The sequence below is a fragment of the Salinisphaera sp. RV14 genome (assembly GCF_052044135.1).
In the GTDB taxonomy this organism is placed as follows: Bacteria; Pseudomonadota; Gammaproteobacteria; order Nevskiales; family Salinisphaeraceae; genus Salinisphaera.
This window is the reverse complement of the sequence record NZ_JBQDYF010000002.1, coordinates 82,303-103,047: the sequence shown is the minus strand read 5'-3', so window position 1 is coordinate 103,047 and position 20,745 is coordinate 82,303. Positions and strand designations below refer to the sequence as shown.

Genomic DNA, 20,745 nt, shown 5'->3' with positions numbered 1-20,745 from the left:
CCTCTTGCGTTGCCCTGCTTTTCCTTGCGGAAAACCGTTTGCATCCCTCGCGCCCCGAACGATAGCCCCGGAAACCGTGTCCTAGAAATTGCCCTGGAACCAAGCCTTCATGCGCTCCCAGACCTGGGCAAAACTGTTGTCCTGCGCCGGCACATGCATGCCACCCTTGGATTGTGTGCGATGACCGAATTCCAGCAGACCCACGCCGGTGGCATGGATCGGATTGCGCACCACGTCGGACAGGCCCCGCACCTTCTGCGGCGTGCCCAGGCGCACTGACATGTGGAAGACCTCTTCGGCCAGATCGGTCAGCCCTTCCATCTTGGAGGAGCCGCCGGTGATCACGACGCCGCCGGCCAGCAGATCCTCGAAGCCGGACCGTACCAACTCCTTGTGAATCAGCATGAACAACTCTTCGTAGCGCGGCTTGATCACCTCGGCCAGGGTGTAGCGCGACAGCCGCCGTGGCGGGCGCTCGCCGACACTCGGCACTTCGATGGCGTCGTCGTCGGTGATCAGTTCCGGCAGCGCACAGCCATAGCGGATCTTGATCTGCTCGGCATGCTGGGTCGGCGTGCGTAACGCCACGGCGATATCGTTGGTGACCTGGTCGCCGGCAATCGGAATCACCGCCGTATGCCGGATCGAGCCGTTGACGAAAACGGCGATATCGGACGTGCCGCCGCCGATATCCACCAGCGCCACGCCGAGATCCTTTTCGTCGTCGGTGAGCACCGCATACGACGAAGCCAGTTGCTCCAGCGACAGCTTGGACACCTCCAGACCACAGCGCGCCACGCATTTCTGGATGTTGTGGGCGGAGGTCACCGCGCCGGTGACGATATGCACCTTGGCCTCGAGCCGCACCCCGGACATGCCGACCGGCTCCTGGATGCCTTCGTTGTCGTCGACCGCGAATTCCTGGGGCAGTACGTGCAGAATCTTCTGATCGGCCGGAATGGCGACCGCGCAGGCGGCATCGATCACGCGCTCGATGTCGGACTCGGTGACTTCCTTGTTGCGGACCGCGACAATGCCGTGCGAGTTCAGCGAGCGCACATGCGCGCCCGAGATGCCGCAGTGCACCGACTGGATACGGCAGCCCGCCATCAGCTCGGCTTCCTCGACGGCACGCCGGATCGAGTCCGTGGTCGACTCGATATTGACCACCATCCCCTTCTTCATGCCCTTGGACGGCGCGGTGCCCAGGCCGATGATCTCGATTTCGCCGTTGTTGGACTCGGCAACGATGCATGCGACCTTGGACGTGCCGATATCCAGACCGACGATGAGATTCTGTTCAGGCCGTTTGCTCATCCGACTGACTCCTCATGACTCGCCGAAGCGGTCTCGTGGCGACTGCCGCCCACGGCAAAACCGTCGCTGTAACGCAGATCGACGTAACCGGCGCCGGCCAGCGCGTGGCGCGCCTGCGGACGCGCAAGCGCGAAGCGAACGAAACGCTGCATGCGCGCCGCCAGCTGATCGCGGCCCAGCCGAAGCTCGAGCCCATCGTCGAGTCGAGCCTGCCAGTCACCGCTCGCCTTCAACTCAAGCGACGCAAGATGTACACCATGACCGGCGAGGATACCGGATAGATGGCGATATTGTGCATAGACTTTAGCGCTGTCCTTCGCCGGCCCGTTCAGCTGGATCAACCCCGGCGGACGTGTATCCGGCGTGAACACTTGGCCGTCGGCGGCCAGTACGCTCTTGTCCCCCCAGGCCGCGACCGCCCTGTGATCGGCGACATGCACCACCACGCCATCGGGCCAATGGCGTGAGACGCGCACATCGGTCAGCCATGGCCGGCTCGCGATGCGCGCCTTGAGCGCTGCGGTGTCGACATCGAAGAACGACGCCTTGAGGTAAGGCGCGGCCATCCGGGCGATCTGCTGGTCCGAAACATGCGCCGATTTGCCGCTGATATACAGCCGGCGCGGCCCCGCGTTGTCGGGCTTGATGCCCTGCCAGGTACAGGCGGCCACCCCCAGCAGCACAATGGCGCCGAGGGCACCGTCGCGCAGACGCCGTGCATTGATCCATTTCATGTCCGTCCTCCCCGATCATTGTTCTGACCGAGCACGTCAAACGCTGTCGCCACGCGCGCAGCGGCCGCCGGCTGCCTGTGCAGACCGCTGCCGCGCGCGCTCATTGATTCCCCCCCCGGCCGCGGGCGACCAGGCGCTGAGCCACGGCGCCGATATCGCCGGCGCCGAGCGTCAACACCACATCGCCTTCGGCGACCACGCCGTCCAGCACCGTCGGCAAGGCCTGCACGTCGTCGACGAACACCGGATCGACCCGCCCGCGGGCACGCACCGCGCGCGCCAGCGCCCGGCCATCGGCACCGGTAATCGCGGTTTCGCCGGCCGGGTAGACCTCGCACAGAACGAGCACGTCGAGATCCGCCAGCACCTGGGCGAAGTCCTCGAAAAGGTCGCGGGTGCGGGTATAGCGATGCGGCTGGAAAACCACGACCAGACGGCGATCCGGCCAGGCCGTGCGGGCGGCGGCGATGGTCGAGGACAGCTCGCGCGGATGATGACCGTAGTCGTCGACCAACAGCGCCGACTTGCCGCCGAAATCGATCTCGCCGCGTACCTCGCAGCGTCGGCCGATGCCGGCAAATTTCGACAGACTGGCGCCGATCGAGGCCATGTCCACCCCGAGTTCGTGGGCCACGGCCGCTGCCGCCAATGCGTTGAGCACGTTGTGGCGGCCGGGCAGATTCAGATGCACGTCGAGACCCTCGTCGCCGTTGTGGCGCAGCGTGAAACGCGTGCCCGTGCCGTCGAAGCGCAGGTTCTCGGCGCGGAAATCGGCCGCCTGATCGATGCCGTAGGTGGTAATCGGGCGGCCGACATCCGGCAGGATCTGGCGCACGACCGGATCGTCAACACACAGCACCGCCAGACCGTAGAACGGCAGGTGGTGCAGGAACTCGACGAAGGTGTCGGTGAGCTTCGCGAAGTCGCCGCCGTAGGTTTCCAGATGATCGGCGTCGATATTGGTCACGATCGCCATCATCGGCGTGAGAAACAGAAACGACGCATCCGACTCATCGGCCTCGGCGACCAGATACGGGCCCTCGCCCAGACGCGCGTTCGAGCCCGCACCCAGCACCTTGCCGCCGACGATGAAGGTGGGGTCGAGATGACCGTCGGCCAGCAGCGAGGCCACCAGGCTGGTGGTCGTGGTCTTGCCATGCGTGCCGGCGACCGCGATGCCGTAACGAAAGCGCATCAGCTCGGCCAGCATCTCGGCGCGCCGCACCACCGGCACCAGCCGGTCGTGCGCGGCCACCACTTCCGGGTTGTCCTGCGCCACCGCGGTCGACACCACAACCACATCGGCCCGGGCCACGTTGTCGGCACTGTGGCCGAGATAAATCGTGGCCCCGAGCGCGGCCAGCGACTGCGTCGTCGCGCTGTCCTTCACATCGCTGCCGGTGACGCCGTAGCCGAGATTGATCAGCACACGTGCGATGCCGGCCATGCCCACGCCGCCGATCCCCACCATGTGCACCGTGCGCACACGACGCATCGGGCGGTGCATGAGCGGCTCGAAGCCGTGATGGATTGCGGGTCCGTCCAGCGCCATCACGCGACCTCCAGCGTCTGGTAACAGGCATCGACGATGTCATTCGTCGACTCGCGCCAGGCCACTGCCCGGGCGGCCTCGGCCCGGGTCAGCAAGGCCGCGCGATCGGGCATGAGTTCGGCCAGCTCCCGTGCCAGCCGCTCGGCGCTCAGTTCGCCCTGATCCACCAGCCGTGCCGCGCCGGCCGTGACCAGGTACTGGCCGTTGGCCCGCTGGTGATCGTCGACTGCATGCGGATACGGCACCAGCAGGGCGCCCACGCCGGCGGCGGCCAGTTCCGCCACGGTGAGCGCGCCGGAACGACAGACCACCAGATCGGCCCAGCCGTAGGCTTCGGCCATATCGTCGATGAACGCTTCCACGCGCCCGGGCACGCCGTGTTCGGCGTAGGCGGCCTCGGCGGCGTCCAGCGTACGCCCGGCCTGATGCCAGACCTGCGGCCGCTGCGCCTGGTCCAGCCGTGCCAGCGCCGCCGGCACGCGCTCGTTGATCGCCAACGCCCCGCCGCTGCCGCCGAGCACCAGCAATCTTATCGGGCCCCGGCGCTCGGCCCAGCGGGCCGCCGGCGCGGGCAGCGCGAGAATATCGGCGCGTACCGGATTGCCCACCGTTCGCGGCCGGCGTGCGGCGTCGAACGTCTCCGGGAACGCCTGCAGCACCGTCTGCGCCAGCCGCGCCAGCACGCGATTGGTCAGCCCGGCGGCGGCATTCTGTTCGTGGATGAGCAGCGGCGTGCCGGTCATGCGCGCCATCAGGCCGCCCGGGCCCGAGGCGAAACCGCCCATGCCGACGACCAGCGCCGGCCGCACGGCCTTGAGCACGCGCCGGGCCTGCCACAGGGCCCGCGCCATGCTCGTGGGCGCGGCCAGCAGCGTGGTGAGCTGCTTGCCGCGCAGGCCGCCGACGTCGATGGTATGCAGCGTCAGTCCCTCGGCCGGCACCAGACGGGCCTCGATGCCGGACGAGGTGCCCAGCCACGACACCGTCGCGCCACGGGCGATCAGCGCGCGCGCCACGGCCAGCGCCGGGAACACGTGGCCGCCGGTGCCACCGGCCATGATCAGTACATGCGGACTGGACACGTTCATCGGCCCCGCTCCCGCACCGCCGCGGCGCTTTCCAGGTCCACGCGCAGGATCAACGCACACAGCGTGCACATCATCACCAGCGACGATCCGCCATAGCTCATCAGCGGCAGCGTGAGGCCCTTGGTCGGCAACAGCCCCATGTTGACGGCCATGTTCACGAACGCCTGCAACGACAGCCAGCCCGACAGGCCATAGGCGAGAAAGCCGCCGAAGAACTGGCCCACGTCGATCGCGCGTCGCGCCACCACAAAGCCGCGCCAGACCACGATCGAGAACAGGCCGACCAGCACCAGCGCCCCCAACAGACCGAACTCCTCGGCATAAATCGCGAACAGGAAATCGGTATGGGTTTCCGGTAGATACGACAGTTTCTGTACCGAGTTGCCGAGGCCCACGCCGAACAGGTGCCCGCGCCCGATGGCAATCAGCGATTGCGTGAGCTGGAAACCGCTGGCGAACGGATGGGCCCAGGGGTCGGAAAAGCTCACCAGTCGCTCCATCCGATACGGCGACGAAAACACCACCGCGGCCAGCGCCACCGCCGCGCCCGTACCCAGCACGGCCAGATGGAACAGGCGGGCGCCGGCCACGAACAGAATGATGCCGGCCACGGCCACCAGGATGGCCCCGGCGCCGAAATCCGGCTCGAGCAGCATCAGGAAGCAGGCGATGACCAGGAACACCATCGGCCGGAACAGCCCGGCCCAGGTGCGGGCCAGATCCATCTGCCGCCGCGAAGCATAGCCCGCGATATAGAGAACGAGGCACAGGCGCGCCGGCTCCGAGACCTGCATCGCCACCGGCCCCAGATGGAGCCAGCGCTGGGCGCCGTTGACCGAATGACCGATACCGGGAATCAGCACGATCACCAGCATCGCCAGGCCCGCGCCCAGCAGGGTGAAAGTATTCGCGGCCAGCACCCGGGTCGGGATGTGCAGGGCCACGAATGCGACGATCAACCCGATCAGGGCATAGATCGTCTGGCGATAGAAGAAATACATCGGGTCGCCGGACAGGCGGTCGGCGACGGCGACCGAGGATGAGCCGACCATCACCAGACCAAGGCAGGCGATGACGATCAGCGTCGACAGCAGCCACACATCGGGCCGGACCCGGGGCAGATAAGCGGCGGCGAGGAGATTCTTCATGCCGCAAGCTCCCGGACGGCTGCCGTGAAGGCCTCGCCCCGCGCCTGATAGTTGTCGAATTGATCAAAGCTCGCGCAGCCGGGCGACAACAGCACGACATCGCCGTCCTCGGCGATCTCGGCGGCGCGGCGGACCGCGACCGCCAGCGTGTCGACGCGCTCGACCGGCACATGATCGGTCACCGCGGCGGCGATCAGGTCGGCGTCCTCACCGAAAACCAGTACCGCGCGCGCGCGCGCGCCAGCCGCGGGACCCAGAGCCGCGAAGTCGGCGCCCTTGCCCTGTCCCCCGGCGAGCAGCACCACCGGGCCGTCCATGCCGGTCAGCGAAGCGAGCATGGCGCCGAGATTGGTGCCCTTGGAATCGTTGACCCAGCGCACGCCGTTGATTTCCGCGACCAGCTGGCAGCGATGGGCCAGGCCCTCGAACTGCTGCAGCCCGTCGCGAATCGTGGCCGCATCGATGCCGAGCGCTTCGGCAAGCGCCCAGACCGCGGCGGCATTGGCCGCGTTGTGGCGCCCGGCCAGTTGCAGTCGACGCGCATCGAACCAGGGCGTGTTCCCGCGCGCCAGCCACAGGCCGTCGCCGGCATCGATTACCCGATAATCGGCCGTCTCACGGGTGCCGAAACGTACAACGCGGGCATCGTGGGTGTCCATGGCGGCCACCCGCGCGTCGTCGGCGTTGACCAGCGCGATCTCGGCCGCGCGAAAGATACGGGCCTTGAGTCCGGCGTAATGATCGAGGCTGCCGTGGCGGTCGATATGATCGGCGCTAACATTGAGCACGGTGGCGGCGACACAGCCCAGCCGCTCGGTCAGCTCGAGCTGGAAACTGGACAACTCCAGCACATAGAGATCGATATCCGCGGCCAGCAGATCGAGCGCCGGCGTGCCGAAATTGCCGCCGACAGCCACCCGGCGCCCGCTGGCGGCAGCGATTTCGCCGATCCAGGCCGTGACCGTGGATTTGCCATTGGAGCCCGTGATCGCCACCACCGGAGCATTGGCCGCGCGGGCGAACCACTCGATATCGCCGATGATTTCGTGACCGGCGGCGCGCGCCGCCGCGATCAGCGGCTCGCGCAGGTCGATACCCGGCGAGACCACGACATGGTCGACGCCCTCGAGCATGGCCGGATCCAGCCCGCCGGCCACGATGCCGATCGCCGGCCAGTCGCGGGCCAGCGCGTCGGCCGCCGGCGGCTTCTCGCGGCTGTCGACCACACGCACGCGCGCACCGGCGGCCGCGGCAAAGCGGGCCGCCGAGGCGCCGGTCGCGCCGCAGCCCACCACCAGCACCCGGGCATTCGCGAGTTGTGCTTTCCAGTCGTTCATCGGATTTTCAACGTCGACAGACCGATCAGCACCAGCACCAGGGTGATGATCCAGAACCGCACGATGATCTTGGGCTCGGCCCAGCCCTTGAGTTCGAAGTGATGATGCAGTGGCGCCATGCGGAACACGCGCCGGCCGGTCAGCTTGTAACCGGCGACCTGGATCATCACCGACAGCGTTTCGGCGACGAAGATCCCGCCCATCACGACAAGAATCAGCTCCTGGCGCACCACGACGGCCACCACGCCGAGGGCGGCGCCCAGCGCCAGCGCCCCCACATCGCCCATGAAGACCTGGGCCGGATAGGCGTTGAACCATAGAAAGCCCAGTCCGGCGCCGGCGATCGAGGTACAGAAGATCAACAGCTCGCCCGCGCCGTGGATATAGGTGAAACCGAGATAGCGCGAGAATTCGGCGTGTCCGGTGACATAGGCGAAGATGCCCAGCGCCGAGGCGACCAGCACGCAGGGCATGATGGCCAGCCCGTCGAGGCCATCCGTGAGGTTGACCGCATTGGACGAGCCCACGATCACCAGATAGGTCCAGATGATGTAGCCCGATCCCAGCGGAATGGCCACATTCTTGACCATCGGGATCAGCACGCTGGTCTCGGCGCCGGAGCCGGCCACCATGTACAGCCACAGCCCGGCGGTCAGGCCGATGACCGTCTGCGCGCCGTATTTCGCCCGCGCGGACAGGCCCTTGCTGTTGCCGAACTTGAGTTTCTTGTAATCGTCGACGAATCCGACCACGCCGAAGGCGGTGGTCACGAACATCACCAGCCACACCCAGCCGTCGGTCAGATCCGCCCAGAGCAGCGTGGAGACCAGTACCGCGGCCAATATGAGCGTACCGCCCATGGTGGGCGTGCCGGCCTTGACCAGATGACTCTGCGGCCCGTCGTCGCGCACGAACTGGCCGATCTGGTGGAAGGTCAGCTTGCGGATCAGGATCGGGCCGAACACGAAGCTGAAGATCATCGCCGTCAGCACGCCGAGAATGGCCCGGAAGGTCAGGAACTGGAACACACGAAAGCCCGAGAAGACAGGCTCCAGCAAATGCGCGAGGTACATCAGCATGACGCGCCCACCCTGGGTTCGCCGTCGGCCCGTAGCGCCGCGGCCACCCGGTCCATGCGGGCACTGCGCGAGCCCTTCACCAGCACGATCACGTCGTCGCCCCCGGCGGCGGCGAGCGCACCGCTCAGGGCGGCGTTCAGGCTGTCGTGATCGGGGTACCAGGCCGCGCCTTCGCCGAAGGCCGAAACCGTCAGCCGGCTGTGCTCGCCGGTGGCGAACAGGCGCTCGATGCCCGCTTCACGCGCGGCCACCCCGGCGTCGTGATGCGCCGACTCGGTGACGTCGCCCAGCTCCCCCATGTCGCCGAGCACGGCCCAGCGCGCCCCGCGCTGCTGACCGAGCCAGGACAACGCAGCCGCGAGCGACCCCGGATTGGCGTTATAGCTGTCGTCGACCAGACGCGCGCCGTGGGCGGCGGGCGTGATCGCCAGCCGCCCGGCGACCGCCGCCGTGCGGGCCAGGCCCGCCGCGATGGTCGCGCCATCGAGCCCGACCGCGACGGCCACGGCCGCCGCGGCCAGCGCGTTGGCCACATTGTGGCGTCCGGCCAGGGCCAGCGTGATCGGCGTGGCCGCGCCCGGGGTATGCAGGGTGAACCGGGCGCCGTCACCGGCCAGTTCGATGTCGTCGGCGTAGACGGTCGCGGCGCGCCCGGCATCCAGCGAGAAGGTCACGATGCGCCGGCCCTCGGCGAGTTCGCGCCACAGCCCGGCATAGTCGTCGTCGGCGTTGATCACCGCCGTGCCACCCTCCGGCAGCCGGATGAACAACTCCCCCTTGGCACGCGCGATGCCCGCGCGCGACCCGAAGCCTTCGAGATGCGCCCAGCCGGCGTTGGTGATCACCCCGACATCCGGACGCGCAACCGCCGCCAGCTGGCCGATCTCGCCGGGATGGTTGGCGCCCATCTCGATCACGGCCCGCTCGGCCGCGGCGTCCAGCCGCATCAGGGTCAGCGGCACGCCCAGGTGATTGTTCAGATTGCCATCGGTGGCCATGACCGGCCCGGCCACCGAGAAAATGGCCGAAATCATCTGCTTGACCGTGGTCTTGCCGTTCGAGCCGGTGACGCCCACCACCGGCCCGGCGAAACCGGCGCGGGCCAGGCGCGCAGCGCGCCCGAGCGCGTCCGTGACGTCGTCGACCACCAACTGCGAGACATCGGCCGCCACGGCATGATCCACCACGGCAGCAGCGGCGCCGGCGGCACCGGCGGCGGCAACAAAGTCATGGCCGTCGGCGTGTTGGCCGGCCAGAGCGAAGAACAGCGCGCCGCGGGTGATACGCCGGGTATCGATGCTGGCGCCGTCGAATACGGCGTCGTCACCGATCAAACGGGCGTCCAGCGCGAGCGCGAATTCGGACAGCCGGCCCTTCATGCCGCCTCCAGAGCGTGGCGGGCGGCCACGCGATCGTCGAAAGGAAGAGTGTCGTCGCCATACTGCTGGCTGGACTCATGGCCCTTGCCCGCAATCAGCACCACGTCGCCGGGTGCGGCCGCGGCGATCGCCGCGGCGATCGCGTCGCCGCGCGAATGCACGATGTCGTAGCGCGCGGCCGCAGTGACCGCCTCGGGAATCCCGTCGAGCACATCGGCCACGATCGCGGCCGGATCCTCGCTGCGCGGATTGTCGTCGGTAATCCAGAAGCGATCCGCGTGGCGTGCGGCGATCGCGCCCATCAGGCCGCGCTTGCCGCGATCGCGGTCGCCGCCGCAGCCGAAAACACACAGCAGCCGGCCTTCGACATGGGCCGAGAGCGCCGACAGCGCTGCCTCGAGCGCGCCGGGGGTGTGCGCATAATCGACGATCACCAACGGTTGCTCGTCGGTCACGTCGATGCGTTCCATGCGGCCCGGCACGGTGGGTACCGCGGCCAGCGCCTCGACGGCCTCGACCAGCGACACGTCGCGAACGAGCAACACGGCCAGCGTGGCGGCCAGGTTCCAGGCGTTGAATGTCCCGACCAGCGGGCTGGCCAGCGTCGCGCCGCCGAGATGCGTGGCGAAATCGACCACCAGGCCGTCGGCGCGGGCCGCCACGCGTTCGATGCGGACGAAGCGGGCATGCTCGGTCACGCCGGCACCCTGCCCATAGGCGATATGCAGCACGCCATCACGCCCGCGCGCCAGCCACTCGCGCCCGGTGGCATCGTCGGCGTTGAGTACGGCCGCTTTCAGATCCGGACTGTCGAACAGGCGCCGTTTGGCTGCCACATAGGCCGCCTGGTCGCCGTGATAATCCAGGTGGTCGCGCCCGATCTGGGTCAGCACGGCCACGTCGAAGACTATCGCGTCGGTGCGCCGTTGCGCGAGCGCGTGCGACGACACCTCCATCGCCGCGGCGCTGTAATCGGCCGCGACCATGCGGGCCAGCCAGCGCTGCAGGCGCGCGGCGTCGGGGGTGGTGTGGGTGGCCGCGGCGAGGTCGTCCATCGCGCCGAAACCCAGCGTGCCGAGATAACCGCAGCCGACCCCGAGCGCGTCGAGTGCTCGGGCGATCAGCCAGGCGCAGGAGGTCTTGCCGTCGGTGCCGGTCACGCCGGCCACGAACAAGCCAGCGGACGGGTCGGCATACAGGCGGGCCGCAATCGCGCCGACATGTCGCGACAGATCGGGCACCGTCACCACCGGCAACGCATCGCCGAGCGTTACGCCGGCGGCGGGCTCGACCAGCATGGCCACGGCGCCGGCCTGTGCCGCCGCGCGGGCATGCGTCGCGCCGTGGCCACAGGCGCCGGCACAGGCGGCGAATAGCGCGCCCGGCGCGACCTGACGGCTGTCGAGCACCAGATCGTTGACCTCGACATCGGGCACGTCCGCCACCGCGAAACCGGCCAGCAAGCGCGGCAGATTCGCGCTGACTTGGATATCGGCCAGCACGCTAGCCTCCCGCCGTCGATGAGTCGGCGGCTGCCGTGAGCACGCCCGGCTTGTCGGGTGGCACATGCAGGATGCGCAGTGCGCTCTGCATGACCCGGGAGAACACGGGCGCGGCGACGGTGCCGCCATAGTAGGAGCCCTTGGTCGGGTTATCCACCACCACCAGCGTGACCAGCCGGGGGTGCTTGGCCGGGGCCATGCCCACGAACAACGCGCGGTGCTGATTGTGATGGTAACCGTCGTCGCTGGTCTTGCGCGCGGTACCGGTCTTGCCGGCCACGGTGTAGCCGGGAATCTTGGCCCGCTCGGCGGTGCCCTGCGGGCTGATCACACCGCGCAGCAACTGGCGCATGGTCGCAGCCGTGGACGGCTTGATCGCCTGCTGCGGCGGCGGGTGCATGTCCGCTCCCTTGCCGAGAATCAACCGCAGGCTGCGCAGCTTGCCCTTGTCGGCAATCGCCCCGTACGCCCGGACCAGCTGCAGCGGGGTGACCGCGAAGCCGTAACCGTAGGAGGCGGTCGCGGTGTCGACCTTGTCCCATTTGTAGTAGGGGCGCAGTACGCCGAAGCGTTCACCCGGGAAACCGCTGCCCGTGGTTTCACCGAAGCCGAAGTTGCGAAAATCCTGCCACACGGCCTTCGCCCCCATCTTCAGGGCGACGTGCGCGGCCCCCACGTTGGACGATTTCTGCAGGATCTTGGCGAAATCCTCGTCGCCGTAATTGAGTTCGTCCTTGACTGTGAGCCGGCCGACCATGAACCAGCCCTTGGTATGGATGATGCTCGACGTGGTGTAGAGCCCCTTGTCGAGCGCGCCCGAGAGTACGATCGCCTTGGCCGTCGAGCCCGGCTCCATCACGTCGGTGGCGGCCCGCAGGCGCATGCCGGCCTGATTGATCGTGGCGCGGTCGTTCGGGTTGAAGCTCGGGTAGGAGGCCACCGCCAGCAGCTGGCCGTTATCCGGGTTCAGCATGACCACGGTGCCGTCGTCGGCCTTGTGGCTGATCACCGCCTCCTTGATGTCGCGATAAGCCAGGTACTGCAGCCGCGAATCGATCGTCAACTTGAGATCATGACCGGGATGGGGCGCCTTGAACTCGTCCAGGTCGTCGACCACGCGGCCCAGGCCGTCCTTGATCACCTTGCGCTCGCCGGGCGAACCCGACAGAAAGCTGTTGCGCGCCAGTTCCAGGCCCGATTGCCCCTTGCCGTCGATATTGGTCAGCCCCACCAGCTGGGCGGCGGCCTCGCCGGCCGGGTAATAGCGCTTGTATTCGCGCTGCAGGAAAATGCCCGGCGCCCCCACCGCCATCACCCGGTGCGCATCGTAGGGCGACAACTGACGCTTGAGATACAGGAACTGGCGGCTCTTGTGCTGCTGCAGGTCGCTTTTCAGGTCGCTCGGGGTCATGCCGAGACGCGACGCCAGCGCGCCGAGTTTCTGCGGTGCCTTGAGTACCGCCGAGGGCACCGCCCAGACCGACTCGGTGGGCGCCGACAGCGCCAATGGCCGGCCGTTGCGATCAACGATCGCGCCACGATGCGCCGGCACCTTGACCGTGCGCACATGGCGGATGTCGCCCTGATGGGTCAGGAACTGCTCGTCGAAAACCTGCAGATCGACCGCGCGCCAGACCAGCGCCGACCCGAACACGACGAACACGCCGAGCACGAACCAGGCGCGCCAGCGCGAGGGCGTGAAGTGTTGCGGCTCGTCATCCCGGCTCACTGCTTGTCTCCGAGCACGACGTAGTGGCGCGGCTGGATCATGCCGAGCTTGTTACGGGCCACCTGGGAGACCCGGTCCGGGCTGGCCCAGGCACTGTCCTCGAGCTGGATCTGCGCCCACCTGGTGGTCAGCTGGTCCCGGGTCAGGCGGGCCGACTGCAACTGGTGAAACAGTTCGCGCGTGTCGTGCGTGGATTCCACCACCCCGATCGCGCTGATCACGTTGAGCGCCAGCAGGCTGAGCAGCACCAGCACGCGGCGGGTCACGGCGCCACCTCAGCGGCCGCGGTGCGCTCGGCCACCCGCATGATCGCGCTGCGGGCGCGCGGGTTGGCGGCCAGCTCGGCCTCGCTCGCGGTCGCCGGCTTGCCCACCAGACGCAACGCCGGCTCGATCGCCGGTGCCATCGGCAGCTCGGGCTGCGGCGGCCGCGCCTGATGCCGGAAAAACCGTTTGACCCGCCGATCCTCCAGCGAGTGAAAACTGATCACCGCGATCCGCCCGCCGGGCGCGAGCGCGGACAGGCCGGCTGCCAGACCGGCATCCAGCGCGCCGAGCTCGTCGTTGACATGCATGCGAAACGCCTGGAAGGTGCGCGTGGCCGGATGCACGCGCTTGCCCGCGGCCACGCGCGCCGGAATGGCGCGCTTGATCACGGCGGCCAGCGCCGCGGTGTCGGTCAGCCGACCCTCGGCACGGGCGTCGAGAATGGCAGCGGCGATGCGCCCGGCCATCGGCTCCTCGCCCAGCGTCTTGATCACGCGGGCGATTTCGCCGTGGCTGGCGCGCTCCAGCCAGTCCGACAGCGGCGCGCCGGCCTCCGGGTTCATGCGCATGTCCAGCGGCCCGGCATGGCGGAACGAGAATCCACGCTCGGCCACGTCGAACTGGGGCGACGACACCCCCAGATCGAACAGCACGCCGTCGACATCGTGAATCGCGCGCGCGGCCAGGGCATCGGCCATATCGGCGAACGAGGCGCGCACGAAGACAAGCCGGCCATCGGTGTCCGCCAGCGCCTGCGCATGGCGCTCGGCGTCCGGATCCTGATCGAACGCAATCACCCGGCCGCCCGGCCCCAGACGGTCGAGAATGGCGGCGGCATGCCCGCCGCGCCCGAAAGTGGCATCCACATAGACGCCGTCCGGGCGCAGGGCGAGTGCCGCCAGCGCGGCATCGAGCAGAACCGGTTGATGTTCGGCGGCCATGGCGGGGGCGAACCTCGGCGCGGTGGCGGTGGATGGTCGACGCACGTTCATAGACTGATGTCCATCAACACGTCGGGCAGATCGCCGTTGGCCGCGTCATCGGCCAGCGTGTCCGCGGTATCGGCATTGCGCTGGTTGAAGGTGTCCTCGTCCCAGAGCTCGAACAGATTGCCGATGCCTGACAACACGGCCTTGGCCTCCAGCCCGGCCGCCGCTCGCAGCGTTGCCGGCAGCAATAGCCGACCCTGGCGATCCATGTCGATATCGCGTGCATTGCCAATGAAAAACCGCTGAATGTCGCGCACCTTCGGATTCAAGCTGCCGCGGGACAGCAACTGCTGTTCGAAAGCCTGAAATTCGGGGCCGGGATAAATCAGCAGGCAGCCATCCCAGTGGCGCGTGATCACAAGCCGGCCGCCGCAGTCATCGATCAACGACTGCCGATAAGACGCCGGGATCGCAATACGACCCTTGGCGTCAATCGTGACCGAATGCGACCCCTTGAACACTGGAGGTTCCTGCTCGTCGACTTAAACCACTTTACCCCACTTCTCGCCCTTCGACGCCACTATAGGCAGTGCCAAAACAGAGTGTCAAGTTTCTCGGCACGGCAAAAAACCCCGCCAATCAGCGGGTTCCAAGCCATTTGCGACCCTGTTTCGTCAAGCTAAAAAGCAATTCTTTCGACTTTACGTTCAACCGCTTGGCTTAAATTTATGTATATGCATACAGTTAAAACAGGCCTGAAACAGGCAAAACCGAGCGCACGAGCACGCCGGCTCGACATTGGTGGGAGAAAGTGGGTGGGATCGAGTGGCGGTGGGTCGACGGCCCTGCCCGCCTCGAGGGCGCGCCCCGTCGGCCCACTCGGGGCGCGCCATGACAAAAGAGAATCGGAGTCGGCCTGTAAGCCGGGTTCTGTCGCGCGCAGCCATTCATCTGGGACTGCCGTCACCGGCAGCCTCATGCGACCTACCCGAGGACTGTGCGGGCCGCACGTCGTCCTCCTATTTGGTCTTGCTCCGGACGGGGTTTACCGTGCCACGAACCGTTGCCGGTCGCGCGGTGCGCTCTTACCGCACCGTTTCACCCTTACCGGGTTCGCTTGCGCGAACCTTAGGCGGTCTGCTCTCTGTTGCACTTTCCGTAGACTCACGCCTCCCAGGGGTTACCTGGCGTCCTGCCCTGTGGAGCCCGGACTTTCCTCGACGCCGCAAGGCGGCGCCGCGACTGCGCGGCCGACTCCGAGCGGCGGATTCTAGGCGCTCGCGGCCCGTGACGCGAGCCCTGCGCCCGAGGCCATGCGCCAACGCCGGTCGCTCGCGGCCGGAATCGCGGCGAGGCGTCGCTAACCGGCCAGTTCCAGCGCGCGCTGATAGGCGGCATTGCGCGCCGTGCCGGTCAGGCGTGCGGCGATGGCGGCCGCCTTTTTGGTGCCGGCGACGGGCACGAGCTCGGCGAGCAGTGCGTCCAGGGTGATCTCCCCCGTGGCGGCCGCGCGCTCCGGCGCCCCCGCGATCACCAGCACGAACTCGCCGCGCCGGCGATTGTCGTCGCCGGCCAGCCAGGCCGGCAGCTCGGCCGCGCTGAGCGCCACGCTCTGCTCATGCAGTTTGGTCAGTTCGCGCGCCAGTACTACCCGGCGCTCGCCGAAGCGCGCGGCGAGATCGGCGGCGGTCGCCGCGATGCGATGGCTGGATTCGTAACACACCAGCGTGCGCGGCTCATCGGCAAGCGCATCGAGCCGGGCCCGACGCGCACCGGCCCTGCCCGGCAGGAATCCTTCAAAGGCAAATCGATCGGTGGCCAGCCCGGCGACCGACAGGGCCGCGATCGCAGCACACGGCCCCGGCACCGCCACCACGGCATGACCGGCCGCGCGCACGGCCGCCACCAATGCATAGCCCGGATCGCTGATCAGCGGGGTCCCGGCGTCGCTGATCAGGGCCACGCGCTCGCCCGCCGCCAGCCGCTCGAGAATGGGCCCGATCCGCGCGGCCTCGTTGTGTTCGTGCAGCGACATCAACGGCGTGCCGATACCCAGATGCGCGGTCAGCCGCCGGCTGTGTCGGGTATCCTCCGCCGCGATCACATCGGCCGTGGCCAGCACGTCGCGCGCACGGGCGGACATGTCATCGAGATTGCCGATCGGCGTGGCGACGATTGAAAGGGTTGCCGCGGGCGAAGGCATGATGACGTCCTTTTCGGTAAAACCAGATCGAGGCGAGCGGGGCGGCGCCCGAACGCCTGTTGCGGCTTCGTGCGGGCAGCGCATCGAAGACCGCGAATCGCGGGCTGCAGGGCGCGGGCGCTGCGTCGTGGCCGGCCACGACCCATACGCGCGACGCCGCCGCTTGCGCGCTGATATTATGCGGCAACCGTCGCGCAGCGGGGGGACTGCGTGGCTTGACCCTCTCGGGAGCAATCATCATGACAGTGTTCAAGGCAGGCCTGCGGGCCGCAGCGATCGTGGCCGCCGCCGTGGCCATGGCCGGTTGTGCGTCGCAGATGGCCGGCGGCCCGCCCTCGCAGCCGACCCGCCCCGCCGACGCCGCGGCCGACGCCGCCGCCACCGGCCACTACAAGGCCGCCGTTCACGACTACATGCGCGCGGCGCACCAGGCCGGCCCGACCGCTGCCCGGCGCCATTACCGCTTCGAGGCCGGCCTGGCCGCGGCCCAGGGCGGCGACGCCCAGACCGCTCGGCAGCTGCTCGCCGACATCGATCCCGGCCGCCTGAATCACACCGACCGGGCCCGCTACAACCTGGCGCAGCGCGAGATATCGATCGCCAATCTGTCGCCGGACGAGGCCCTGGCCCGGCTGCCCCGGCCGGCACGCAACACGCCGCCAGCCGTGGCCCAGCGCGTCTGGGAAAAACGCGCCGATCTGCACTTCGCCAACGATGACCTGGTGCAGGGCATTCAAGCGCTGGTCCAGCGTGATGTCTGGCTGATGCACGACCGCGCCGTACGTGCCAATGACAATCGCATATACGACAAGGCGCTGGATGCAATCGGGCTGGGCATTGGCCCCCACAGCCGCGCCGCTGCCGACGCGGGCCGGACCACGCGCGGCTGGCTGGCACTGGCGGCCATTGGCCAGCAGCAGTTCCCGGATCGCGCTGCGCGCAACAAGGCGCTGTCGAACTGGCAGAAGCAGTACCCCCGACACCCGGCGAATCGAAACATCCTGACCCAGCGCTTTCACTATGCCGGGGCGACCCAGCTCGCGCCGCACCAGCCGGGCCGGCCCAACGGCGCGCCATCGGGCCCGGGGCCCCAGCCGAGCAGTAATCAGGTCGCCATCGCCCTGCCCTTGACCGGCCAGTTTCAGAACGCAGCCCAGGCCATTCGCGATGGCTTCATGTTCGCCTACCAGAACAAGCCGGCGGGCATGCCGCAGCCGCTGATCTACAACAGCGATAACATGTCGCCCCAGGCACTGGTCTCGCAAGCGCAAAACGACAACGTCGGCATCCTCGTGGGCCCGCTGGACAAGACCAAGGTTACGGCGATGTCCGAACTGTCGACGCCGATGCCGGAGATCGCCCTCAACACGCCGGACAACGACAACAAACGGCCGGGCTTCTATCAATTCAGCCTGGCGCCGGAAGACGAAGCCAAATCGGCCGCCGCCCATGCCGTACAGGCGGGCTACAGCCACGCGCTCGCGCTGGTACCCAGCAGCGACTGGGGCAATCGCGTGCTGGACGCGTTCCACAGCGCCCTGACCGCGCGCGGCGGCCAGCTGATCGGTTATCAGACCTATGACGAAAGCAGCCACGATCACAGCAAGACGATCCAGGCCGTACTGCAGAACCAGAACCAGGCGGACTTCATCTTCGTCGCCGCGCAACCGGTTCAGGCGCGCCTGATTCGCAGTCAGCTCAAGTACTACCACGCGACCGATCTGCCCATGATCACCACCTCGCACGCCTTTTCCGGCACCGTCAATCCGGGCGAGGATGTGGATCTGGATGACGTTCACTTCGTGGACATGCCCTGGCTGCTCGGCCACGGCGGCACCATCACGCGCCTGCGCGCGGAAGCCGCCCAGGCCTACGGCGCAGAGGCCACGTCCTATTCGCGACTGTTCGCCATGGGCATGGATGCCTGGCTGCTGGCGCACCGCCTCGACCACAGCGGGCTGTCGTCGGACCAGCCCATCGAAGGCATGACCGGCGTGCTGTCGGTGCAGCCGGATGGCCGCATCAAACGCTATCTCGGCTGGGCCGTATTCCACGGCGGCCGCCCCCAGACGCTGGCGATGCCGTCGGTCAGCCAGGCCAAGGCCGGTGACGCCGAGTCCCGGCAGCCCGGCCCTGCCCTGCCCGCGGGCGCGAACGCGCCCGCGAGTTCGGCGTCAGGCTCGACGACCGGCGCCGGCTCAACCCCGGGGCCGGTATCGGGTCAGTCCCAGCCGCAACCCCAACCCTCGCCGTCGATCGGCAACGGTTCGTGGTCGTCGGGCGGCTGAGCCGGCTGACGGTCGGGCGTGACGCCGAGGCCCGCGTGGACCGCGCGGCCCGGCGTCACGGCTGGAAGCGCGTCGCGCGCAACTACACCGTGCGCGGCGGTGAGCTGGACCTGGTCTATCGCACGGCGGATTTGCTGGTCGTGGTCGAGGTGCGCTATCGCAGCCGTGACGACTATGGCAGCGCGGTCGCCAGCGTGACCCCGCGCAAGCAGCGGCGCATCGTGCTCGCCACGCGACATCTGCTGGCCAAGCACCCCGAGTACGCCGATCTTGCCGTGCGCTTCGATGTGGTCGGGGTGGACGATAGCGACGATTTCAACTGGATAGAGAATGCCTTCCATGCCGAATGATGCCGCGCCGGGCGATGCCGAGCGCATCGTCAGCCAGCTGTTCGCAGACAGCCGGCGGGCGAATGAAGACACCCTCGCGAGGACGCGCGCCGCGCTTCCCGAAGTGGCCGAACGCGTGTCCGCCTGTTGCGATGCCGGCGGCAAGATCCTGGCCTGCGGCAACGGCGGATCGGCCGGCGACGCCCAGCATTTCGCCTCGGAACTGGTCAACCGCTTCGAGCGCAACCGTCGTGCGCTGGCGGCGATATCGCTGGTGACCGAGAGTTCGACCGTGACGGCGATCGCCAACGATGCCGGCTACGAGCGCATATTCTCCCGCCAGATCGAAGCGCTCGGCCAGCCGGGCGACATCCTGCTCGCGATCTCCACCAGTGGCCATTCGCCGAACGTGGTCCACGCCATCGACACGGCGCACGCGCGCGGCATGTCGGTGATCGCACTCACCGGTCGCGACGGCGGCACCATCGCCGGCCAGCTCGGTCGTGCCGATATCGAGTTACGCGCTGCGTCCCAGGTGACCGCCCGCATTCAGGAGATGCACCTGCTGCTGATCCACTGCGTCTGTCGGTTGATCGAGGATGCGCTGGCGGCCGAATGACGGACGGCCGCCGGGTGGCGTCGCCGGCGCTATTTCACGACCTTGAGATGCGGATGCTTCTTGCGCGCCGGGGCGCCGTCCCCGCCATCCGCATCGTCGCCGGTCTGACCGGCATCGGTCGACGGGCCGGCGATGGTCTCCTCGCTGGCGGTCTCGGTTTGCTCGACCTCTCCGAACAGCATCCCCTCGCCGTTCTCGCGGGCATACAACGCCAGTACCGCGCCCGGCGGTATGGCAATATTGTGGTTGGCGCCGGAAAAACGCGCGGAGAAACTGATCAACTGGTTCTCCAGCGCCAGTCCCCGGACCGCGGTCGGGCTGACATTGATCGTGATCTTGCCGTCGTCGGTCACGAACTGGCGCGGCACGTCGACGCCCGGGGCATCGGCGGCCACCAGCAAATGCGGCGTCAGGTCGTTGTCGAGCACCCAGTCATACAGCGCCCGGATGAGATAGGGGCGTCGCGAAGTCAGTTCGGCCATGCGGGTTTCGCCTCGTCGTCGTTGGCTCAGTGAGCCGCCAGCGCCGGCCGCATGTCGGCTTCCTCGGCGGACAGACTGGCCTCGAAGGCCGGCCGTGCGAACAATCGCGCGGCGTACTGCCCGAGCCGCTCGCCATGCCTGGCCGGCAGGCTCACCTGATAATGATCCAGCCGCCACAATATGGGCGCCAGCGTACAATCCAAGAGCGAGAATTCCTCGCCGATGTAGTGCTTGGGCGCGAATTCGGCGGCCAGCGTGGTCAACAGTTCGGTCATGCGCGCGCGCGCCTTGCGGGCCACCGCCGGCGTGCCTTCCAGATCCTCGCACAGCGCATAAAGATCGGACTCCATGCGGAAGATCGCCAGCCGGTACTGAGCCCGCAGCACCGGGTCGACCGGCATCAGCGGCGGATGTGGGTAGCGCTCGTCGATGTACTCGACGATGATCCGCGGATCGTAGACCACCAGCTCGCGATCGACCAGCGTCGGCACCGTGTTGTATGGATTCAGATCGATCAGATCCTCGCTCTGCTCGTCCTCGCGCAGTTCGACGACATCGTAATTCGCCACGCCCTTCTCGGCCATGACCAACCGGACACGATGACTATGCACCGAGTTGGGGTGGCTGTAGAGAGTAATCGAGGAACGGCGAGCCATACTTGTTTCCTGTTCGACACCGGCGGGCGGCAGGGATGCCGGCCCGCGCGCGAGTCATCGCGCGGATGCCTGTGATCGTCCGCCCGACTATAGCACGCCGGCGTGCGC

The 20,745-nt window shown here is 68.0% G+C and carries 19 protein-coding genes and 1 other RNA gene; 3 read left to right on the top strand and 17 right to left on the bottom strand.

All coding sequences use genetic code 11. The annotated features are described in order from the left end of the window. Positions 1 to 81: 81 nt before the first annotated feature. The 15 genes from ftsA to rsmI form a co-directional block, all read right to left on the bottom strand. On the bottom strand, positions 82 to 1,317 hold the full coding sequence (ftsA, locus tag ACS8Y6_RS03355; protein ID WP_440851292.1) for a cell division protein FtsA: 1,236 nt from the start codon (positions 1,315 to 1,317) through the stop codon (positions 82 to 84). Next, complete coding sequence (locus ACS8Y6_RS03350) at positions 1,314 to 2,051, bottom strand: cell division protein FtsQ/DivIB (protein ID WP_440851293.1); 738 nt, start codon at positions 2,049 to 2,051, stop codon at positions 1,314 to 1,316. The genes ftsA and ACS8Y6_RS03350 overlap by 4 nt, the downstream gene beginning before the upstream one ends. A gap of 100 nt (positions 2,052 to 2,151) precedes the next feature. Further along, the gene (gene murC, locus ACS8Y6_RS03345) at positions 2,152 to 3,603 is read right to left on the bottom strand and encodes a UDP-N-acetylmuramate--L-alanine ligase (RefSeq protein ID WP_440854966.1); all 1,452 of its coding nucleotides are present in this window, start codon (positions 3,601 to 3,603) and stop codon (positions 2,152 to 2,154) included. Next, positions 3,603 to 4,691, bottom strand: a complete 1,089-nt coding sequence (murG, locus tag ACS8Y6_RS03340; RefSeq protein ID WP_440851295.1) for an undecaprenyldiphospho-muramoylpentapeptide beta-N-acetylglucosaminyltransferase — start codon at positions 4,689 to 4,691, stop codon at positions 3,603 to 3,605. Before murG ends, murC begins: the two co-directional genes overlap by 1 nt. Beyond that, entirely contained in the window at positions 4,688 to 5,839 is a 1,152-nt protein-coding gene (ftsW, locus tag ACS8Y6_RS03335; protein WP_440851296.1) for a putative lipid II flippase FtsW, read from the bottom strand. Before ftsW ends, murG begins: the two co-directional genes overlap by 4 nt. Then, positions 5,836 to 7,176, bottom strand: coding sequence for a UDP-N-acetylmuramoyl-L-alanine--D-glutamate ligase (murD, locus tag ACS8Y6_RS03330; RefSeq protein ID WP_440851297.1), 1,341 nt, complete (start codon positions 7,174 to 7,176; stop codon positions 5,836 to 5,838). Before murD ends, ftsW begins: the two co-directional genes overlap by 4 nt. Next, positions 7,173 to 8,255 (bottom strand): phospho-N-acetylmuramoyl-pentapeptide-transferase, encoded by a 1,083-nt coding sequence (gene mraY, locus ACS8Y6_RS03325; protein WP_440851298.1) that lies wholly within the window; start codon positions 8,253 to 8,255, stop codon positions 7,173 to 7,175. Before mraY ends, murD begins: the two co-directional genes overlap by 4 nt. Continuing rightward, a complete protein-coding gene (locus tag ACS8Y6_RS03320) occupies positions 8,249 to 9,634 on the bottom strand; it encodes a UDP-N-acetylmuramoyl-tripeptide--D-alanyl-D-alanine ligase (protein ID WP_440854965.1) in 1,386 nt (461 codons plus the stop codon). The genes mraY and ACS8Y6_RS03320 overlap by 7 nt, the downstream gene beginning before the upstream one ends. Beyond that, positions 9,631 to 11,136, bottom strand: a complete 1,506-nt coding sequence (locus ACS8Y6_RS03315; RefSeq protein ID WP_440854964.1) for a UDP-N-acetylmuramoyl-L-alanyl-D-glutamate--2,6-diaminopimelate ligase — start codon at positions 11,134 to 11,136, stop codon at positions 9,631 to 9,633. Before ACS8Y6_RS03315 ends, ACS8Y6_RS03320 begins: the two co-directional genes overlap by 4 nt. Before the next feature lies 1 nt (position 11,137). Beyond that, positions 11,138 to 12,865 carry a peptidoglycan D,D-transpeptidase FtsI family protein gene (locus ACS8Y6_RS03310; protein WP_440851698.1) on the bottom strand — a complete coding sequence of 576 codons (1,728 nt, stop codon included), beginning with the start codon at positions 12,863 to 12,865 and terminating at the stop codon, positions 11,138 to 11,140. Then, on the bottom strand, positions 12,862 to 13,131 hold the full coding sequence (gene ftsL, locus ACS8Y6_RS03305) for a cell division protein FtsL (RefSeq protein ID WP_440851697.1): 270 nt from the start codon (positions 13,129 to 13,131) through the stop codon (positions 12,862 to 12,864). The genes ACS8Y6_RS03310 and ftsL overlap by 4 nt, the downstream gene beginning before the upstream one ends. Continuing rightward, positions 13,128 to 14,072 carry a 16S rRNA (cytosine(1402)-N(4))-methyltransferase RsmH gene (rsmH, locus tag ACS8Y6_RS03300; protein ID WP_440855045.1) on the bottom strand — a complete coding sequence of 315 codons (945 nt, stop codon included), beginning with the start codon at positions 14,070 to 14,072 and terminating at the stop codon, positions 13,128 to 13,130. The genes ftsL and rsmH overlap by 4 nt, the downstream gene beginning before the upstream one ends. A 47-nt stretch (positions 14,073 to 14,119) precedes the next feature. Then, positions 14,120 to 14,581 carry a division/cell wall cluster transcriptional repressor MraZ gene (gene mraZ / locus ACS8Y6_RS03295; RefSeq protein ID WP_440851696.1) on the bottom strand — a complete coding sequence of 154 codons (462 nt, stop codon included), beginning with the start codon at positions 14,579 to 14,581 and terminating at the stop codon, positions 14,120 to 14,122. 382 nt (positions 14,582 to 14,963) lie between these two features. Beyond that, an RNA gene (gene rnpB, locus ACS8Y6_RS03290) (RNase P RNA component class A) lies at positions 14,964 to 15,318 on the bottom strand. A 102-nt stretch (positions 15,319 to 15,420) separates the two neighbouring features. Beyond that, a complete protein-coding gene (rsmI, locus tag ACS8Y6_RS03285) occupies positions 15,421 to 16,263 on the bottom strand; it encodes a 16S rRNA (cytidine(1402)-2'-O)-methyltransferase (RefSeq protein WP_440851695.1) in 843 nt (280 codons plus the stop codon). 239 nt (positions 16,264 to 16,502) lie between these two features. On the opposite strand from rsmI, the gene ACS8Y6_RS03280 reads away from it, so the two are divergent. From ACS8Y6_RS03280 to ACS8Y6_RS03270, 3 genes are read left to right on the top strand one after another with little or no spacing between them, the layout of a single operon-like run. Further along, complete coding sequence (locus ACS8Y6_RS03280) at positions 16,503 to 18,551, top strand: penicillin-binding protein activator (protein ID WP_440854963.1); 2,049 nt, start codon at positions 16,503 to 16,505, stop codon at positions 18,549 to 18,551. Further along, a complete protein-coding gene (locus tag ACS8Y6_RS03275; RefSeq protein ID WP_440854962.1) occupies positions 18,533 to 18,901 on the top strand; it encodes a YraN family protein in 369 nt (122 codons plus the stop codon). Before ACS8Y6_RS03280 ends, ACS8Y6_RS03275 begins: the two co-directional genes overlap by 19 nt. Further along, entirely contained in the window at positions 18,891 to 19,499 is a 609-nt protein-coding gene (locus ACS8Y6_RS03270) for a D-sedoheptulose-7-phosphate isomerase (RefSeq protein ID WP_440850247.1), read from the top strand. Before ACS8Y6_RS03275 ends, ACS8Y6_RS03270 begins: the two co-directional genes overlap by 11 nt. A gap of 29 nt (positions 19,500 to 19,528) precedes the next feature. Here the strand turns inward: ACS8Y6_RS03270 and ACS8Y6_RS03265 are convergent, their stop codons facing one another. Together ACS8Y6_RS03265 and ACS8Y6_RS03260 are read right to left on the bottom strand one after the other, a co-directional pair. Beyond that, entirely contained in the window at positions 19,529 to 19,972 is a 444-nt protein-coding gene (locus tag ACS8Y6_RS03265; RefSeq protein WP_440850252.1) for a ClpXP protease specificity-enhancing factor, read from the bottom strand. 35 nt (positions 19,973 to 20,007) lie between these two features. Continuing rightward, the gene (locus tag ACS8Y6_RS03260) at positions 20,008 to 20,637 is read right to left on the bottom strand and encodes a glutathione S-transferase N-terminal domain-containing protein (RefSeq protein WP_440850246.1); all 630 of its coding nucleotides are present in this window, start codon (positions 20,635 to 20,637) and stop codon (positions 20,008 to 20,010) included. Positions 20,638 to 20,745 lie beyond the last annotated feature (108 nt).

What these genes read in the sequence shown, in the direction of transcription:
- ftsA (WP_440851292.1), bottom strand. Translation starts at nt 1,317, where the DNA reads ATGAGCAAACGGCCTGAACAGAATCTCATCGTCGGTCTGGATATCGGC.
- ACS8Y6_RS03350 (WP_440851293.1), bottom strand. Translation starts at nt 2,051, where the DNA reads ATGAAATGGATCAATGCACGGCGTCTGCGCGACGGTGCCCTCGGCGCC.
- murC (WP_440854966.1), bottom strand. Translation starts at nt 3,603, where the DNA reads ATGGCGCTGGACGGACCCGCAATCCATCACGGCTTCGAGCCGCTCATG.
- murG (WP_440851295.1), bottom strand. Translation starts at nt 4,691, where the DNA reads ATGAACGTGTCCAGTCCGCATGTACTGATCATGGCCGGTGGCACCGGC.
- ftsW (WP_440851296.1), bottom strand. Translation starts at nt 5,839, where the DNA reads ATGAAGAATCTCCTCGCCGCCGCTTATCTGCCCCGGGTCCGGCCCGAT.
- murD (WP_440851297.1), bottom strand. Translation starts at nt 7,176, where the DNA reads ATGAACGACTGGAAAGCACAACTCGCGAATGCCCGGGTGCTGGTGGTG.
- mraY (WP_440851298.1), bottom strand. Translation starts at nt 8,255, where the DNA reads ATGCTGATGTACCTCGCGCATTTGCTGGAGCCTGTCTTCTCGGGCTTT.
- ACS8Y6_RS03320 (WP_440854965.1), bottom strand. Translation starts at nt 9,634, where the DNA reads ATGAAGGGCCGGCTGTCCGAATTCGCGCTCGCGCTGGACGCCCGTTTG.
- rsmH (WP_440855045.1), bottom strand. Translation starts at nt 14,072, where the DNA reads ATGGCCGCCGAACATCAACCGGTTCTGCTCGATGCCGCGCTGGCGGCA.
- rsmI (WP_440851695.1), bottom strand. Translation starts at nt 16,263, where the DNA reads ATGCCTTCGCCCGCGGCAACCCTTTCAATCGTCGCCACGCCGATCGGC.
- ACS8Y6_RS03280 (WP_440854963.1), top strand. Translation starts at nt 16,503, where the DNA reads ATGACAGTGTTCAAGGCAGGCCTGCGGGCCGCAGCGATCGTGGCCGCC.
- ACS8Y6_RS03270 (WP_440850247.1), top strand. Translation starts at nt 18,891, where the DNA reads ATGCCGAATGATGCCGCGCCGGGCGATGCCGAGCGCATCGTCAGCCAG.
- ACS8Y6_RS03260 (WP_440850246.1), bottom strand. Translation starts at nt 20,637, where the DNA reads ATGGCTCGCCGTTCCTCGATTACTCTCTACAGCCACCCCAACTCGGTG.